This is a genomic window from Arthrobacter sp. CAN_A6 (assembly GCF_015751715.1).
GTDB lineage: Bacteria > Actinomycetota > Actinomycetes > Actinomycetales > Micrococcaceae > Arthrobacter_D.
Map to the genome: position 1 here is coordinate 63,437 of NZ_JADOUV010000006.1, position 16,403 is coordinate 79,839.

Here is a 16,403-nt window from a genome sequence, read left to right on the forward strand (position 1 = left end):
AATGTGCGCCACATAGCCCGATCTTTCTCCGCAGCTAGCCCCGACCCAGCAGCTCCGGCTCGAACCTCGCCGTCGCCTGCCGCAGGGCACGCACGACGGCGGCCACGGCAGGCTGGCGCAGCGAGTCCGGCCGTGCGACGAGCCAGTAGTCCAGCTTCTCCGCAATGTCCTCCGGCAGGAGCCGCACCAGGTCCGGGTGTCGGTCCGCCATGAAGCAGGGCAGGAGGCCCAGGCCCGCGCCGGCCCGTGTGGCTTCCACGTGCACGAAGACGTTGGTGGAGCTGAGCGAGTCCCGCATCGACGGCAGGAGCCGCCGCGGAGCGTCAAGGCTGTCCACCTGAAGCATGGAATCGATGAAGTACACCAGCGGATGTGCCAGCACTTCATCGACCGACGTCGGCCGCCCGTGCTCCTCCAGGTAGGACCGCGCTCCGTAGAGCCCCAGTACGTAGGCGCCCAGGCGCACTGCTTCGGCCCGGTGCACCTGGGGTTCCCCAACTACCACCTCGAGGTCGAGTCCGCTCCGCGTCTGTGAGGCACGACGCGTCGCGGCGACGATCTCGATACTCAGCCCGGGGTTCGCCGCGCGCAGCCGGGCGAAGGCGGGAGCCGCGATGTAGGCACTGAAACCGTCGGTCGCGCTCATCCGCACGACGCCGGTGAGGGCGCCGCCGTCGTCGTCCGCCAACTGCGCGACGGCCTCGGCGACACCCTCGGCCGCACGGACGGCTCGTCGTCCGAGGTCGGTCAGCTCCCAGCCTCCACTCGAACGCAGCAGGACGTGCCCGCCCAGGGACTTCTCGAGGGCGGCGATGCGTCGGGACACCGTGGTGTGGTTCAGGCCGAGTGAATCGGCTGCGGAGGTGAACCGTCCGGAGTTGGAGACGGCGAGCAGGATCAAAAGATCCTGCGGATCGGGGAGTGGCACTTCTGCAGTATCGCAGACCGCTCCTGCTGATTTGGCTATTGCTGGCCGCCGGAACCGGCACGAATACTCGATAGGTCAGCGCCGACCGAGGAGACTCCCATGAGCACCATGCCCAACCCACCCCAGCACGGAAAGTCCCTCGAGGGCCGGCGTGCGATCGTGACCGGGGGTGCCAGCGGCATCGGCGCCGCGTGCGTGCGCGCGCTCGCAGCCCGCGGCGCCGTCGTCGTCGTGGCCGACCGCGATGCCGACGGCGCGAAGGCGCTCGCCGCAGAGGTGAACGGCGAAGCATGGGCCGTGGACCTCCTGGACACGCGGTCGCTCGAGATCCTCAGCCTCGACGCCGACATCCTGGTCAACAACGCCGGAATCCAGACCATCAGCCCCATCGAGGAGTTCGATCCCGAGGCTTTCCGGCGCATCCTCGCCCTGATGCTCGAGGCGCCGTTCCTCCTGATCCGTGCGTGCCTGCCAGCCATGTACGCGAAGGATTTCGGCCGCATCATCAACGTGTCATCGGTCCATGGGCTGCGGGCCTCTCCCTACAAATCGGCCTATGTGGCAGCGAAGCACGGGCTGGAGGGGCTGTCGAAGGTCACGGCACTGGAGGGCGGTGCCCATGGCGTCACCAGCAACTGCGTGAACCCGGGCTACGTGCGCACTCCGCTCGTGGAGAACCAGCTCGCCGACCAGGCGCGGCTCCACGGCATCACCGAGGACGAGGTGCTGTCCAAGATTCTGCTCACGGAGTCGGCCATCAAGCGGCTCGTCGAGCCGGCCGAAGTGGCCTCGCTCGTTTCGTGGCTCGCCGACCACGACGCCGGCATGGTCACCGGCTCCTCCTACGTCATGGACGGCGGCTGGTCCGCGCGGTAGGGCCGTCTGTCCGGCTAGATTCCGAGTATCTGCTCGATCGGACCGATGCCGAAGAACACCACGAACGCTCCGGCGACGACCCACATCAGCGGGTGCACCTCGCGCCCGCGCCCCTGGATGGCACGGATCAGCACGAAGGCGATGAAACCTGCCCCCAGTCCGTTCGCGATCGAGTAGGTGAACGGCATCAGCGTGAACGTCAGGAATGCCGGGATGGCGATGCCCCAGTCGTCGAAATTGATGCGGCCCACCTGTGCCACCATCATGAACCCGACGACGACCAGCGCGGGCGCCACCGCTTCGAACGGCACCAGGCTGATCAGTGGCGTGATGAACATCGCGAGCAGGAACAGGACACCGGTCACCACGTTGGCGAGGCCGGTCCGCGCGCCCTCGCCGATGCCCGCGCCCGATTCGACGTAGATCTGGTTCGATGACACGGAACCCGCACCACCGGCAACAGCGCCGAGGGCATCGACGATCAGCACGCGGTCCACTCCGGGAATGTTGCCCTTCTTATCCACGAGCTTCGCTTCATTCGCGAGGCCCACCATCGTCCCCATCGCGTCGAAGAAGATGCTCAGCAGAATGGTGAAGGTGAGGAGAATCGCGGCGGTGGCGCCGAGGCGGCCGAAGGCGCCGAACAGGCTCACGTTCCCGATCAGGCTGAGGTCAGGAAGGCTCACCCATGCTCCGGTGGGCAGTTCCGGCACCACGAGTGACCAGCCCTGGGGGTTCGGATCCTCGCCCGGGATGAAGCTGGGGCCCACGTTGGCCACGGCCTCGATGACGACGGCGAGGATCGTTGCGGCGAGCACTCCGATGAGGATGGCCCCGCGGACGCGACGGACCACGAGTGCAATGGTGAGGATCAGGCCGACGACGAAGACGAGCGTCGGCCACCCGATGAGGACGCCCTCGAAGCCGAGGCCCACCGGAACGGTGGTTCCCGCGACGTCGGGGATGCGGCGCACGAAGCCGGCATTCACGAGGCCGATCAGGGCGATGAAGAGCCCGATGCCCACCACGATCGCGGTCTTCAGGCTTTCGGGCACCGCGTTGAAGACTGCCGTCCGGAACCCGGTCAGCACCAGCACCAGCATGGTGAGGCCCGCGAGCATGACAAGGCCCATGATGTCCGGCCAGGTGAGCCCCGGGTTCGTGGCGACGGTGATGGCCACGAACGCGTTCACCCCCAGGCCGGTCGCCAGGGCGAAGGGGTACTTGGCCCACGCTCCCATGACGATGGTCAGGATGCCCGCCACGAGGGCTGTGACAGCGGCAACGCGTTCGAATCCGAGCTCCGCGCCCGAGGAGTCGGCTCCCGCGAGGATCAGCGGGTTCAGCACCACGATGTAGCTCATGGCGAAGAACGTGGCCACCCCTCCGCGGATCTCCCGTGAAGAGGTGGATCCCCGTTCGGTGATTTCGAAGTAGCGATCCAGCACGGAGCCTTGTTTGAGCATGATGGGTCCTTCGAAAGAGGTGGGGCGCTTGCTCGAAATCCTATCGCGGCGTGATTACCGGCTTGTTACCCAGCTCCATGCCAGTTCCGACCGATAGGCTTGGACGATGCCCCTCATGTCCTTCCCGCCCGTCGCCCGCTCGATCCGTCCCACGCCCGCCCTGCGGAACGCCGCACTGGTCCTCGCTGCAATGGCCGCGATGCTGCTGTCGCTGCTCACCGCCGCACCCGCGTCGGCCCACGACGAGCTCTCCGGCAGCAATCCGCCGGCAGGCGGCGCAGTGGACGTTCTGCCCGCCACGGTGGAGCTGATGTTCTCCCAGGTGCCGTCGGGCATCGGCGCGGAGATGCAGATCCTCGACGACTCCGGTACGGACTGGGCGGAAGGCGCACCGCAGATCGTGAACGCCTCGGCGCAGCAGGCGGTGCGTCCGGGGGCGCCGGCGGGCGAGTACACGGTCAACTGGCGGGTGGTGTCCTCCGACTCGCACCCGATCGAGGGATCCTTCACCTTCACCGCCGCCTCAGGAGCGGCAGCAGCGGCGCCCGGTGCAGCAGAGCCGGACGAGGCAGTAGCACCCGATGCGGCAACCACCGGTGTTCCCCTCGAGACGGCTGAAGCGGACGCACCGGACACGGAGGCCGCGGGCGTCAGTGATTTTCCCTGGAGCATCATCGTCATGATCGCGGTACTTCTGGCCCTCGCCGTCGGGCTGGGGATCACGGCGCGCAGGCGCCTGAGCCGCTGAGGAACCAGTGCGCTTCAACTCCGCGCGGACAGAAGGGTGCCGGCGGTGCTGCGGCGTCAGGCGCGTAGCGGTGAGACTGCGGGGAGCGCGGGCGGAAACTGGGCGAGGGCCCGAGAGCCCGCCACGATGGCATCACTGACGAGCTTCGCCTGCCGCACGATCTCGCGGGTGGTAGGGGTCAGCAGTTCACCCACGCCCACCAGGTGAAGTCCGATCGCCCGGAGTGCGGCTTTGAAGTCGCTTCCGATGGCGATGCCCATGGAGCGAAGTAACCGCCGCAGCTGGTTCTGCGGATACTTGGTGAGCACCACGTGGTCGGCGAGCAGCACGCCGTCGGCCGTCTGCACCGCCCACTTCTTCGACACGGGCACGCGGTCCTCCGGCAGGATCTTCGAATGGCCGATGATGCTCAGGTGTTCCGCGATCGTGGAGTGCCGGACATCGAGCCGATGACTCGAGGCATAGCCCCGAAGCAGGCGCATCAGTTCGGAGCGCTCCGAGAGTGACACGGAATCGGTCATCACGGTTCGGCAGGCTCCGGAATCGAGGCACTCGAGGCTCTCGACAACGATGGAGTCGATTCCCCGGCGGCTCAGTTCACTCGCTACCGCAAGGCCGGAAAGGCCTGCGCCGATGACCACGGTGGTGGTCAGTTCCGCGTGGGCACACGCGCTGGACGCTGCGCGGACCGATTCAAGCGGCAGAGAAGTCACTATTGATACCTCCGGTGAGAAGGATAGTTCCGTACGGTCCGGCGCCTCTTCCGGACCGTACGGACTCCTGGCTGCGAACGGGTCAACCAGGAGCATTGCGTGCGAAGCCGGCCCCCCTTTCGGGTGGCTGCGCTCCACGACAATTGCTCGAAGCCTATATAACTTTCTGCACCGTGGATAGACCGCGGATTCTGAGTAGGCTACAACTAGAACACCCGTGACCGCGACCCGGTCAGGGACGCGGAACCAAAGGAGGTTTGCCGTGGGCAATTCACACGTAGGGGATTCGTTCCAGGCCCCTGGAAGGCATGGCATCGTGGTGGGGGTCGACGGCTCCGACCAGAGCGTATGCGCCCTGCTGTGGGCCGCACGCGAGGCCGAGCGGCGTAATGTGCCGCTTCATGTGGTCACCGCCTACACCATCCCGGTCTTCGCGGCTTCCAGCATGGACGCCGGGTACGCGACGGTCGACGACGCCGTGATCCGCGAAGGTGCGCGCAGCGTCCTCGACGAGTCGCTGACCCACCTCGAGGATCTACGCGTCGAGGTTGTTCCGCGGATCGAGACCGGGGATGCGGCAGGGGTTCTCCTCGATCTTTCTGAAGAGGCCGAGCTCGTGGTGGTGGGGTCGCGGGGACGCGGAGGATTCGTCGGCCGGTTGCTGGGATCGGTCAGCAGTGCGCTGCCGGCGCACGCGAAATGTCCCACGGTCATCGTCCCGCTCTGCAGCTCTCCCCGACTGGGCCGTCCGGAACTCGCCGAGAAACACCGCAAGAGCGGAACCGTGCCGTCGAAGGAGGGTGTGGAGCCCGTCGTCGTCGTGGGTGTCGACGGCTCCGAGCATGCGCGCACGGCGTCGCTCGCGGCCGCCGAGGAGGCGCAGTCACGCGGGCTGGCGCTTCGCGTGGTCTGTTCGCTGGCACCTTTCAACGGTTCGCTTGCCTGGGTACCCGCACCGCTGGATCGTGAAGCGTTGCACGCGGACATCACCGTCCAGCTCAACGCCGGCAGGGACTGGCTCCAGAGCCACTTCCCGGATCTGCCGATCACCGTGGAGTTGAGGGACGGCCCGCCGGCCGAAGTCCTGATCAAGGCCTCGGCGACCTCGGAACTCCTGGTCCTCGGCACGCGGGGACGGGGCGGCTTCACGGGGATGCTGATGGGCTCCACCAGCCAGGCGGTGCTGCACCATGCCAAAGGCCCGGTGCTGGTGGTGCCCGACCGCGACGATCCGCGACTGCAGGACCGCGAATCCTTCGGGCCGATGATTCCCCCCGTGGGGTAGGTGGTTTGCCGGAAGGCCGAACCGCGGTTCAGCCCCACCCCAGTTCATGGAGGCGGTCGTCGTCGATGCCGAAGTGGTGCGCCACCTCGTGGATCACGGTCACGAGGATCTCCTCAACCAGTTCCTCGCGCGTCGAACAAGCCCGCTGGAGTGGCTGTCGGAAGATGCTGATCCGGTCCGGAAGGGAGCCGGCGTCCCACCAGGAGTCCCGTTCGGTCAGGGGGGTACCCTCGTACAGCCCCAGCAGTTCGGTGTCGGGTTCTTCGCCGGGGCCAGGCTCGTACTCCTCCACCACGAAAATCGCCACGTTGTTCATGGCCCGGGCGAGGTCGTCGGGGATCTCGTCGATGGCGTCGTCGACGGCGGCCTCGAACTCCGCGAGGCTGATGTCTATCGGCATGCTCGGATTCTAGTGTGCCGTGCTGGACCGGGCGTTCCGAGCAGCTATTTTGTGTAATCGAGATCGAGGCCCTATAGTTTTAGACGTCCACAGCAGGGAAGAATTCCCCGGAGATCCAGTATTTTCCGGGGGTAGCTCGAACCCCGGTGTGATCCAGGCCCCCATCGTCTAGCGGCCTAGGACACCGCCCTTTCACGGCGGCGGCACGGGTTCGAATCCCGTTGGGGGTACGCAGGACAGGCCGTATTCGCGGTCAATCCGCCGCAGAGATGCTGGTAGGATAAAGATCTTGTAAAAATGCAAGTGCAAGAAAAGCTAGGCCCTGTAGCGCAGTTGGTTAGCGCGCCGCCCTGTCACGGCGGAGGTCGCGGGTTCAAGTCCCGTCAGGGTCGCTCAGGCGGCTTAGGCAGTACCGGTTCGACGTACGATTAAGCCCGGCTGGAAGCAGTCATCGTCACGATGGTTGCAAGGCTCTGTAGCTCAGTTGGTAGAGCGTTCGACTGAAAATCGAAAGGTCACCGGATCGACGCCGGTCGGAGCCACCACTGAACACCCCGCTGATCCCCAGGGAGCGCGGGGTTTCTTTGTTTAATGTGGGACGGAAGATTTCCCGTTCTCCCGGTGCAGGCCGCCAGCGGGAGGGCCGGGAGAGTACTGCACGGCCCGTGCGTTGGAACCCGGGGAGCACATCACGGAAAGGCCCGCATTGAGACTGCCTTCGACTGCCGTCTGCGCAGCAGCCGTAGTACTGCTTGCCACCGGTTGCGGCGGTGGTACGGTCAGCGATTCCGCCCCGGCAATCAATATGCCGCCGCCTCCGACCGTCCTCGACACTGTCCAGCCCGATGATGCTGGAACCGGCGCACCGGAAACGGTGGACGCGGCCCCAGGATCGGCGCCGGTCCCTGACCCTGCAGACTCCTGTGTGATGGTGGCCGGAGGGGTGTCCTCGATCCTGCTCGCGCCGATGAGTCTCCGCTCGCACTCCGATCCCACAGCACTGGCCGCACTGCGGAACCAGATCCTCGAATTGCGCGAAAAGGTCCCGGGGGAGCTGCACGGGAACTTCACGGTGCTCGCTGCAGCAGTGGAGGTGCCGCCCCGAGGTTCGGGAGAGTTCGATGAACCGGGTTTCCGCGAGGCGCTGAGGCCGGTGCAGGACTGGCTGGGCGCCCATTGCGCAGAGCAGGCGTCCCAATAGGCCGGGCGGGCCCCTGGCCTCCTACATCTCGCCGTGCCGAAGCGCAGGGACATCAATGCGCGGGTGCGGCCCGTGCCGGGGCTTAGGCTGGGCACACGAGAAAGGGGCGCACCCGATGGATGAACGAAACGGCGGAAGTCCGGTCCGGCAATCAGTGGATGGGGTGGCAGGACGCACGGTCATCGGTGACCCGGCTGCGGTGAAGATCGCGGCGATCGCAGCGCGGTCGGTGCCGGGGGTCCATGCACTCGGTGCGGGAACCGGCCGTGCGCTCGGTGCCATCCGGGACGCCGTCGGCGGCAATGATCTGGGCCAGGGGGTCCGGGTAGAGGTCGGACAGAGCCAGGTGGCAGTGGATATCAGTCTGGTGGCTGACTACGGTTACCCGCTGAACAGGCTGGCGGATTCAGTACGTACCGCGGTCTGCCAGGCAGTCGAGGAGTTGGTCGGTCTTGACGTGATCGAGGTCAACGTGGAAATCGCTGATGTCCACATCCCCGGCCTCAATGACACCCGCAGCAACGAAATCCGCAGTGTGGACAAAGGCCGCTCGCCCGGCGCTTCCGCGCGCACTCCCATCGAGTAAGGAAATCTCCATGACACCCACCCAGGCTGGAATGGCAGTAGGGGCGATACTGGCCTTCGCCGCCCTTACCTTCGGTTTCTGGGGTTTCCTCCTGACCGCGCTGCTGATGGCATGCGGAGCGATCAGCGGGCGCATCCTCGAAGGCAAGCTGGATCTCCGGAGCGTCCGCGATGCCCTCGCCGGACGCCGCTCATCCTCATGATCGCAGGACACACCCGGATCACCACGCAGGCGCTGACCAGTACGGCACGGGCCGTGGCTGCCGAAACACTGGGAATCTCCGCCGGGGATGTGAGGGCCTCATTCGACGATGAAGCCGGCCTGCTGGCCCTCCACCTCGCGCTGCCGCTTTCCATTCCTCCACTGGCCGCAGTAGTTGCCGACCCCTCGCTGGTCGAAGCCTTCGGCGGCTCGCTGACCCGCCGTGCGCAGGACGCGCAGGCAGTGATCCGGATGCGGGTTCAGCAGCTGACCGGAGCCAGGCTCAGCCGGGTGGACATGCGCGTCACCGGCATGTCGGTGGCACGCGAACGGCGGGTGAAGTGAGGGATCGGATATCGAGGGTGACTCCGCGCATCCTGCGGCGTGAACTGCACGCCTCCCGTGCCGTTCCCGCCGTCCTCACCGCAGCCCTCGTCGTGCTCGGAAGTGCCCTGCTGTTCCTGGAGGCCGTTCTGAAAGCCGTCGGTGATCCGCCCTTCCTCCTGGACTTCGAGAGCGCTGCGGCCTGGCTGGGCAGTCTTCCCGCGGGCGTCGCGCCCGCGGTGCTGGGGACGGGCTCGTTCCTGCTGTTCGTCGTCGGGCTTGTCCTGTTCCTCCTTGCCGTGCTGCCCGGCAGGCGTATCCGCTACGTGGTGCCGAGTGAGCGGGCAGCCGTGGTGGTAGACGCCGAGGTGCTCGCATCCGCACTGGCGCGGCGGGCCCGGCTCGCGGCAGGCGTCGCGCCGGAGCAGGTGATGGTGACGGTCGGACGGAGAACCGCCGAGGTGCAGGTCCGCCCCACATCCGGGATCCCTGTCGACGCCGCGGCCGTGCAGGCCGCGGTCGAGGATGACCTGCGGTACGCGTCGGTGGAGCCACTGCCGGTGGTGCGGGTGAGGATCGCGCCGTCGGGAGTGATCGGACAGTGAACAGTACGCCCCGGGCGCTCAACCGGATTCTTCTCGGGTTCTGCGGCCTGGTGCTGATGCTTGCGGGAACCTGCGGTGCCGCACTGGCATACGTCCCCGGTTCCGCCGGGCCGTGGCAGGAATTCACCCTGCAGGCCGGGCTCCAGGCCGACCGGATCCGACAGGGAACCACCCTGGACGGGCAGGAGGACTCCTGGTTGTGGATCGTGCTGGCAGCGGCGCTCCTGCTCGTGGCGGTCCTGGGGACCGCGTGGATCGCGGCACAGGGCAGGGGCCGGACCGGCGTCTTCGCCTACACGCCCGGACCTGCAGGCAGCGACGCCGCGGGCGCCGCGGGCTCCGTCACGCTCACCGCCGGCGCTGCCGAACAGGCGCTGAGGGCTGCCCTGCTGGAGGGCAATGATCTGGTCAACGCCGTGGTCACCACGTGGGACTTCCACGGAGGACCGGCACTGAGAGTGCGGCTCTTCCCCCGCAAGGGGGTGTCGCCCTACGCTATTGCTGCAGTGACGACCGAGCTCATCGAGGCACTGGACCTCGTGGCGGGCCGGCGTACCCCGGTGCTGATCAGCATCAGCTCCGGGGCACGCTCGCGCTTCACGCGGCCGGAACGGGTCAGCTAGCGTCCTTCCGATCCGCCATGAGCCAGAGAGAAGTATCCGGAGCGAGGACGCCGCCGTCCGGAGCGGCATCGGAAGTGCTGGCCACCAGCACGACGTGACCGGCAGGCAGTTTCACCGGTGCCTTCCCCATATTGGCCACCACAAGCACCTCACCATTGCGGAAGGACAGCACCCCCCGCGCCGGGTCGTTCAGCTCGGAGAACTCGACTGCTCCCGATCCGAGGCGGTGCAACCGCCGCAGCTCCAGTGCCGCGCGGTACAGCTCGAACGTCGATCCTTCGACGCCCACCTGGCAGTCGGCCGCATAGGCGGCGAATGCCTCGGGCTGGGGAAGCCAGGGACGGACGCCGGCGTCGTCCGGTCCTGGCTTCCCCTCCGGGTAGATTCCGAAACCGAATCCCGGAGACGCCGCCGTCCACGGGAGTGGAACGCGGCAACCGTCCCGGCCGCGCTCCGCCCCGCCCGTACGGAAGAACGCCGGGTCTTCACGGACGGAGTGCGGCAGCGTGGTGTGTTCGGGGAGGCCCAACTCGTCGCCCTGGTAGAGGTAGGCGGAACCCGGCAGCGCGAGCATCACCAGGGCGGCGGCCCTGCCCCGGGCCAGCCCGAGGGCTTCGTCCGGCTGTTCATCATCGGCGCTGAGGCCTTTCGGGAAGGTCGTCGGATCGCTCAGTCCGAAGCGGCTCGTGTGCCGGACGGTGTCATGGTTGGACAGCACCCAGGTGCTGGGAGCACCCACTTTTCCGGCTTCCGACAGCGACTCCTCGATGCTCGCCTGGAGGCGGCCCGCATGCCAACCCGCCAGCAGGAAGCCGAAGTTGAACGCCTGCTGCATCTCGTCCTTCCGGACGTAGTGGAACAACCGCTCGGCGGGTTCAACCCACGCCTCGGCCACCAGCATGCGGTTCCCCTCGTACTCCGAGAGGACGCTGTTCCACTCCCGGTAGATGGCGTGGACACCGGGCTGGTCGAAGTACGGCGGCGTGGGCTCCGTCTCAAGTCCTGTGGCAGCGCCGTCCTCGGCCCCTGTGTCCTCGGCCCCTGTGGGGTGCTCCCGGCCCTCGACCATGCTGGTGCGCTCGGACCAGTCGGGAAGGCCCTCGGCCTTCACCAGGCCGTGGGCCACGTCGATGCGGAAGCCGTCGACGCCGCGATCGAGCCAGAACCGGAGGACCGACACCATCTCCTCACGGACTTCGGCGTTTTCCCAGTTCAGGTCGGGCTGCTTGGTGTCGAAGAGGTGCAGGTACCACTGGCCGTCCTCCACGCGCGTCCAGGCGTTGCCGCCGAAGATGGACTGCCAGTTGTTCGGCGGCAGCGAACCGTCGGGCCCTGATCCCTCGCGGAACATATAGCGTTCGCGCTCTGCGGAGTGCGGCTTCGCGGGGAGTGCTGCCTGGAACCATTCATGTTCATCTGAGGTGTGGTTGGGAACAAGGTCGACGATCACCTTGAGGTCCAGGGAATGGGCTTCGGCCAGCATTACATCGAAATCGGCCAGCGTGCCGAACAGGGGGTCCACTGCACGGTAGTCGGCGACGTCGTAGCCCGCGTCGGCCTGCGGCGACACATAGAAGGGCGACAGCCAGACGGCGTTGACGCCGAGTTCCGCCAGGTACGGCAGCCGGGAGCGGATTCCGGGGAGATCGCCCATGCCGTCGCCGTTGCCGTCGGCGAAGGAGCGGGGGTAGATCTGGTAGATCACGGCGTCCGCCCACCAGGGGCGCTGGGAGGCTGTGGTCCCACCGGAAGTCGCTGTTCCAGCCGGGGTGGTACTCGTCATGGGGGTCTCCTTGCGGGATTTGGTGGTGCAGGACCGCGTGCTGCGGACGGCGGACGGCTATGGCGTAAATCACAATTCGGTATCAACCGGGGGTCCGGATCCCGTTCCGGTTGTCGGGATCTACGTAAGCGCTTACTCTCAGGATATCAATCTGGTGAGGCGGCGGCATGGTTTGATCCCTTTCTTTCGAGGCCGGGGGAACCAGGTGCGTGCCGTCAGACGAAGGAGTCTATTTTAATGGCGATTATCCGCTCGAAGAAAGCAGTGCTGCCGGTAGCAGCGCTGAGCGTTCTCACACTTGCCCTTTCCGCCTGTGGTTCCGGCGGAGGATCCGAAGAAGCCGGTGGATCCGGTGACGCGGACTGCGCCGCCTACGAGTCCTACGGACAGCACGAGGGCACCGAAGTCAGCGTCTACTCCACGATCGTGGACGTCGAGGCCGAAAGGCTTGAGAATTCATGGCTCGATTTCGCTGATTGCACCGGAATCGAGGTCGTGTACGAGGGTTCGAAGGAATTCGAGACGCAGATCGGTGTCCGTGCGCAGGGTGGCACTGCTCCCGACCTCGCGATCTTCCCGCAGCCGGGCCTGCTCGCAGCCCAGGCGCAGGCCGGCTTCCTGAAGCCGGCTCCCCAGGAAGTATCGGACCTCGTCGACGAGGGCTGGTCGGAGGACTGGAAGGCCTACGGCACTGTCGACGGCACGTTCTACGCCGCGCCGATGCTCGCCAACATCAAGGGTTACGTCTGGTACGTTCCGGCCACCTTCGAGGAGAAGGGCTGGGAAGTCCCGACCACCTGGGACGAGATGATGGAGCTGACCGAGACGATCGCCAGCGAAGAGGAAGAGATGAAAGCCTGGTGTGCCGGTTTCGAATCCGGTGAAGCTACCGGCTGGCCCGGCACGGACTGGGTCGAGGACGCCGTGCTTCGCGATCACGGCCCCGAGGTCTACGACCAGTGGGTTGCCCACGAAATCCCCTTCAACGACCCCCAGATCGTCGAATCCTTCGACAAGGTGGGCGACATCCTCAAGAACGACGACTACGTCAACGGCGGGTTCGGAGACTCACGCTCCATCCTGTCGACGCCATTCGCCGAAGCGGGCCAGCCCGTGATCGACGGAAGCTGCGCCATGCACCACCAAGCGTCCTTCCAGGCAGCGAACTGGGCAGAGGGAACCAACGTTGCCGAGGACGGCGACGTCTGGGCATTCATGACGCCTCCAGTGGATCCTGCCGCCGGCACTGCAATCACCGGCGGCGGCGAGATGATCGGTGCCTACGCGGACCGACCTGAGGTCCAGGCCCTCCAGGCCTACCTCGCGAGCGCCGAGTTCGCCAACGCCCGCGTCGAGCAGGGTGGAGCCATCAGCGCCAACACGGGACTTGACCCCGAGCTGGCGACGTCGGACCTCGACCGCCAGTCGATCGAACTGCTGCAGGATCCCGAGACGGTCTTCCGCTTCGACGGATCGGACCTGATGCCGGGTGCCGTCGGTGCCAACTCCTTCTGGAGCGGCATCGTCAACTGGATCAACGGCTCCTCGACCGAGGAAGTCACCGACGCCGTAGAGGACAGCTGGCCCAGCTCCTAGCCAGCACAGTGGGAACACCGCCGGCTGCTTCCCGCAACGGAAGCAGCCGGCGGCATTCCTGCCGGTCAACGTTCCTTTCATACTGCGCACCAAGGAGGCTGGGCTGTGGAAGATTTAGCAGAAAAAGGTTTACAGGTGGTGGTGGGCCTGGCGGTGTTCGCCGCCATCATCGGTCTGGTCATGCTCGTGGTGGACCGAGCGCCCAAATCGTCGCGGGAGAAGTTCCAGATCGCCGGGTTCCTTGCCCCGGCGTTGATCCTCCTGGCCGTGGGCCTGGTGCTCCCGGCGCTGCAGACCTCGTATCTTTCCTTCACGGACCGGACCGGTGCCTTCGTCGGCCTCGACAACTACATCTGGATGTTCACGCAGCCGGAGGCGCTCGTCACGCTGCGCAACACCGTCATCTGGGTGGTCATCGTGCCCTCGCTGGCGTCGGCCATCGGCCTCGCCTACGCGGTGTTCATCGACAAGGCTCGGGGCGAGAAGACGCTCAAGGCCCTGGTCTTCATGCCGATGGCCATCTCCTTCGTGGGAGCCGGCGTCATCTGGCGGTTCGTCTACGCGTACAAGGGTCCCGAACAGGACCAGATCGGCCTGTTCAACCAGATCCTCGTGTGGTTGGGGCAGGAGCCAAAGCAGTTCCTCCTCGACGCACCGGAGAACACGTTCTTCCTCATTGCAGTCATGATCTGGATCCAGACCGGTTTCGCGATGGTGGTCCTCTCGGCTGCCATCAAGGGAATTCCGACGGAGATCGTGGAAGCCGCCCGCCTCGACGGCGCCAGCGCCTGGCAGCAGTTCCGCAACGTCACCATTCCCACCATCCGCGGATCCCTGATCGTGGTGGTCACCACCATCACCATCGGAACGCTGAAGGTCTTCGACATCGTGCGTACCATGACAGCCGGCCAGTACGAGACCTCGGTGGTGGCCAACGAGATGTACACCCAGGCGTTCCGTGCCGGTGAACCCGGCAGGGGCGCCGCACTCGCCCTGATCCTGTTCCTGATGGTGCTGCCCATCGTTGTCTACAACGCCCGGCTGCTCCGCAAGCAGAAGGAAATCCGATGAGCGCCATCCCGGCAGAGAACACCAAGGACGTCTTCCCCGAGCTCAAGGCGAGGTCCGACGACCAGCCGCCTATCCAGCGGCGTGTCAAGCAGCGCCTGACCTCGCGCGGAGCAACGATCGCCGCCGTCCTCATCGCGGTCATCTGGACCATCCCCACCTTCGGGCTGTTCATCTCGTCCTTCCGCCCCGAAGCGAACATCAAGGGCAACGGCTGGTGGAACGTCTTCACCGACTTCGAGTTCACCCTCGCCAACTACGAGGACGTTCTCAGCCCCGGCGGCAGCCAGTCGCCCAACCTGCTGTCCTACTTCGTCAACTCACTCGCAATCGTGATCCCCGGAACCATCTTCACCCTGGTCCTCGGCTCCATGGCCGCCTACATGTTCGCGTGGGGAAGGTTCAAGGGTAAGGACAGCCTGTTCATCTTCGTCTTCGCCCTCCAGATCGTGCCCCTGCAGATGGCGCTCATCCCGCTCCTCCAGCTGTTCAACCAGGTACTCGCGATCGGTGAGTTCCAGCTCCTGCCGAGCGGCACCTACGCGCAACTGTGGGTGGCCCACACCATCTTCGGGCTGCCGCTGGCGATCTTCCTGCTGCACAACTTCATCGCCGAGATCCCGGGCGAAGTGATCGAGGCCGCGCGCGTCGACGGCGCGGGACACAGCACCATCTTCTGGCGCATCATCGTGCCGCTCGCGACGCCGGCACTTGCCTCGTTCGGCATCTTCCAGTTCCTGTGGCTGTGGAACGACCTCCTGGTGGCCCTGGTGTTCTCGGGAGGAGGGGCCGACGTCGCGCCCATCACCCAGCGCCTCGCCGAGCTCCAGGGTTCACGCGGAGGCGAGTGGCAGCGGCTCACCGCCGGCGCCTTCGTCTCGATCATCGTGCCGCTCGCGGTGTTCTTCGGCCTGCAGCGGTACTTCGTCCGGGGACTGCTGGCGGGCGGCCTCAAGGGCTGACGGTGACAAGCATCGACGACGTCGCCCGGTCGGTGGGTGTTTCCACTGCAACGGTGTCGCGCGCGCTACGCGGGCTGCCCGGGGTCTCCCCGGGCACCCGTGCCCGGGTGGAACGCACGGCGAACCGGCTGGGCTACGTGCCGTCGTCGGCCGCTTCGGGCCTCGCCTCCGGCCGGACCATGGCCATGGGAGTGCTGCTCCCGCTGGTGGACCGCTGGTACTTCTCGGCCATGCTCGACGGCGTGGACCGCAGGCTCAGGGCTGCAGGCTACGACCTCATCGTCTTCAGCCTCGGGGGCACCGGGGTGAACCGCGAGCGGGTCTTCCACCGCTCCATCCTGCGCAAGCGTATCGACGCCCTGCTGGTCATGTGCATGGCGCTGACCCCCGAGGAGCGCCGTGCACTGCAGGATCTCGATTCCCCGAGCGTGGTGGTCGGCGGATCGGTGCAGGGGATGCGCGATGTCAGCATCGACGACGCCGCCGCGATGACCGAGGCCGTGGAGTACCTCCTCGGCCTCGGCCATACGCGTATCGCACATCTGCGGGGAGGGGATTCGTACGGCATCGAGTTCGAGGTTCCACGCATCCGCGAGGAAGCGTTCGACCGCACCATGCGCAGGCACGGGATGGCCGTCCGCCCGCAGTGGGACGCCCAGGGGAACTTCCGGTTCCTCGACGGCAAGGCCGCTGCCGGAACGCTGCTCGACAACGCCCTTGACCGCCCCACCGCCATTCTCTGCTCCTCGGACGAGATGGCTTTCGGCGCGCTCATGGCCGCCCAGGAGCGCGGGATCTCCGTCCCGGGTGAACTCTCGATCATGGGCATCGACGACCACGAATTCGCCGAACCGATGGGGCTCACCACTATCGCCCAGCGGCCCGAGGACCAGGGCGCCTACGCGGCCGGCCTGCTGCTCGACGAACTCGCGGGAGAGCCGGCGGTGGAGACCCCGATGGTCCAGCCCCACCTGCTCGTTGCGCGAAGGTCGACCGGGCCGCCGCGGCCCGGGCTGTAACGTGCCGCGGCCTCCGTCA

Annotated in this window: 18 protein-coding genes and 3 tRNA genes; 16 read left to right on the forward strand and 5 right to left on the reverse strand. The window is 66.5% G+C overall.

The window, feature by feature from the left end; all coding sequences use genetic code 11:
- Nucleotides 1–34: 34 nt before the first annotated feature.
- Nucleotides 35–928 carry a LysR family transcriptional regulator gene (locus IWX75_RS11245; RefSeq protein WP_334684275.1) on the reverse strand — a complete coding sequence of 298 codons (894 nt, stop codon included), beginning with the start codon at nt 926–928 and terminating at the stop codon, nt 35–37.
- A 99-nt stretch (nt 929–1,027) separates the two neighbouring features.
- Between IWX75_RS11245 and IWX75_RS11250 the strand changes: the two genes are divergently transcribed.
- Nucleotides 1,028–1,804 (forward strand): 3-hydroxybutyrate dehydrogenase, encoded by a 777-nt coding sequence (locus IWX75_RS11250; protein ID WP_334684276.1) that lies wholly within the window; start codon nt 1,028–1,030, stop codon nt 1,802–1,804.
- Nucleotides 1,805–1,818: 14 nt separating this feature from the next.
- On the opposite strand, the gene IWX75_RS11255 is transcribed toward IWX75_RS11250, so the two are convergent.
- Nucleotides 1,819–3,270 (reverse strand): NCS2 family permease, encoded by a 1,452-nt coding sequence (locus tag IWX75_RS11255; protein WP_196822348.1) that lies wholly within the window; start codon nt 3,268–3,270, stop codon nt 1,819–1,821.
- Nucleotides 3,271–3,376: 106 nt separating this feature from the next.
- Here IWX75_RS11255 and IWX75_RS11260 point away from each other — a divergent pair, with 106 nt between their 5' ends.
- Nucleotides 3,377–4,018, forward strand: a complete 642-nt coding sequence (locus tag IWX75_RS11260; RefSeq protein ID WP_334684277.1) for a copper resistance CopC family protein — start codon at nt 3,377–3,379, stop codon at nt 4,016–4,018.
- 56 nt (nt 4,019–4,074) lie between these two features.
- Here IWX75_RS11260 and IWX75_RS11265 read toward each other — a convergent pair whose 3' ends face one another.
- A complete protein-coding gene (locus tag IWX75_RS11265) occupies nt 4,075–4,731 on the reverse strand; it encodes an FAD-dependent monooxygenase (RefSeq protein WP_334684278.1) in 657 nt (218 codons plus the stop codon).
- Between the two features lie 262 nt (nt 4,732–4,993).
- Between IWX75_RS11265 and IWX75_RS11270 the strand changes: the two genes are divergently transcribed.
- Nucleotides 4,994–6,016, forward strand: a complete 1,023-nt coding sequence (locus tag IWX75_RS11270) for a universal stress protein (protein WP_196822350.1) — start codon at nt 4,994–4,996, stop codon at nt 6,014–6,016.
- A 28-nt stretch (nt 6,017–6,044) separates the two neighbouring features.
- On the opposite strand, the gene IWX75_RS11275 is transcribed toward IWX75_RS11270, so the two are convergent.
- Nucleotides 6,045–6,416 carry a metallopeptidase family protein gene (locus IWX75_RS11275; protein WP_049822149.1) on the reverse strand — a complete coding sequence of 124 codons (372 nt, stop codon included), beginning with the start codon at nt 6,414–6,416 and terminating at the stop codon, nt 6,045–6,047.
- A gap of 157 nt (nt 6,417–6,573) precedes the next feature.
- Here IWX75_RS11275 and IWX75_RS11280 point away from each other — a divergent pair.
- The 9 genes from IWX75_RS11280 (at nt 6,574) to IWX75_RS11320 (ending at nt 9,956) form a co-directional block, all read left to right on the forward strand.
- Nucleotides 6,574–6,646 (forward strand) — tRNA-Glu (locus tag IWX75_RS11280).
- Between the two features lie 88 nt (nt 6,647–6,734).
- A tRNA-Asp gene (locus tag IWX75_RS11285) sits at nt 6,735–6,808 on the forward strand.
- Nucleotides 6,809–6,885: 77 nt separating this feature from the next.
- Nucleotides 6,886–6,961: transfer RNA gene (locus tag IWX75_RS11290), tRNA-Phe, on the forward strand.
- A gap of 161 nt (nt 6,962–7,122) precedes the next feature.
- Complete coding sequence (locus IWX75_RS11295; protein WP_196822351.1) at nt 7,123–7,617, forward strand: hypothetical protein; 495 nt, start codon at nt 7,123–7,125, stop codon at nt 7,615–7,617.
- A 115-nt stretch (nt 7,618–7,732) separates the two neighbouring features.
- Nucleotides 7,733–8,203 carry an Asp23/Gls24 family envelope stress response protein gene (locus tag IWX75_RS11300; protein ID WP_196822352.1) on the forward strand — a complete coding sequence of 157 codons (471 nt, stop codon included), beginning with the start codon at nt 7,733–7,735 and terminating at the stop codon, nt 8,201–8,203.
- A gap of 10 nt (nt 8,204–8,213) precedes the next feature.
- Nucleotides 8,214–8,405 (forward strand): DUF2273 domain-containing protein, encoded by a 192-nt coding sequence (locus tag IWX75_RS11305; RefSeq protein WP_196822353.1) that lies wholly within the window; start codon nt 8,214–8,216, stop codon nt 8,403–8,405.
- A complete protein-coding gene (locus IWX75_RS11310; protein ID WP_196822354.1) occupies nt 8,402–8,749 on the forward strand; it encodes a hypothetical protein in 348 nt (115 codons plus the stop codon). The genes IWX75_RS11305 and IWX75_RS11310 overlap by 4 nt, the downstream gene beginning before the upstream one ends.
- A gap of 17 nt (nt 8,750–8,766) precedes the next feature.
- Nucleotides 8,767–9,333 (forward strand): DUF6286 domain-containing protein, encoded by a 567-nt coding sequence (locus IWX75_RS11315; RefSeq protein WP_334684279.1) that lies wholly within the window; start codon nt 8,767–8,769, stop codon nt 9,331–9,333.
- Complete coding sequence (locus IWX75_RS11320) at nt 9,330–9,956, forward strand: hypothetical protein (protein ID WP_196822356.1); 627 nt, start codon at nt 9,330–9,332, stop codon at nt 9,954–9,956. The genes IWX75_RS11315 and IWX75_RS11320 overlap by 4 nt, the downstream gene beginning before the upstream one ends.
- Here IWX75_RS11320 and IWX75_RS11325 read toward each other — a convergent pair.
- On the reverse strand, nt 9,949–11,739 hold the full coding sequence (locus IWX75_RS11325) for a glycoside hydrolase family 13 protein (RefSeq protein ID WP_196822357.1): 1,791 nt from the start codon (nt 11,737–11,739) through the stop codon (nt 9,949–9,951). The genes IWX75_RS11320 and IWX75_RS11325 overlap by 8 nt on opposite strands.
- A gap of 237 nt (nt 11,740–11,976) precedes the next feature.
- Here IWX75_RS11325 and IWX75_RS11330 point away from each other — a divergent pair, with 237 nt between their 5' ends.
- The 4 genes from IWX75_RS11330 to IWX75_RS11345 all read left to right on the forward strand — a co-directional run bounded on the left by IWX75_RS11330 (nt 11,977) and on the right by IWX75_RS11345 (nt 16,384).
- Nucleotides 11,977–13,335, forward strand: coding sequence for an ABC transporter substrate-binding protein (locus IWX75_RS11330; RefSeq protein WP_196822358.1), 1,359 nt, complete (start codon nt 11,977–11,979; stop codon nt 13,333–13,335).
- A gap of 105 nt (nt 13,336–13,440) precedes the next feature.
- Entirely contained in the window at nt 13,441–14,406 is a 966-nt protein-coding gene (locus tag IWX75_RS11335) for a carbohydrate ABC transporter permease (protein ID WP_334684280.1), read from the forward strand.
- Nucleotides 14,403–15,365: a carbohydrate ABC transporter permease gene (locus IWX75_RS11340; protein ID WP_196822359.1), complete on the forward strand. Its 963-nt coding sequence runs from the start codon at nt 14,403–14,405 to the stop codon at nt 15,363–15,365. Before IWX75_RS11335 ends, IWX75_RS11340 begins: the two co-directional genes overlap by 4 nt.
- A gap of 2 nt (nt 15,366–15,367) precedes the next feature.
- Entirely contained in the window at nt 15,368–16,384 is a 1,017-nt protein-coding gene (locus IWX75_RS11345; protein ID WP_196822360.1) for a LacI family DNA-binding transcriptional regulator, read from the forward strand.
- Nucleotides 16,385–16,403 lie beyond the last annotated feature (19 nt).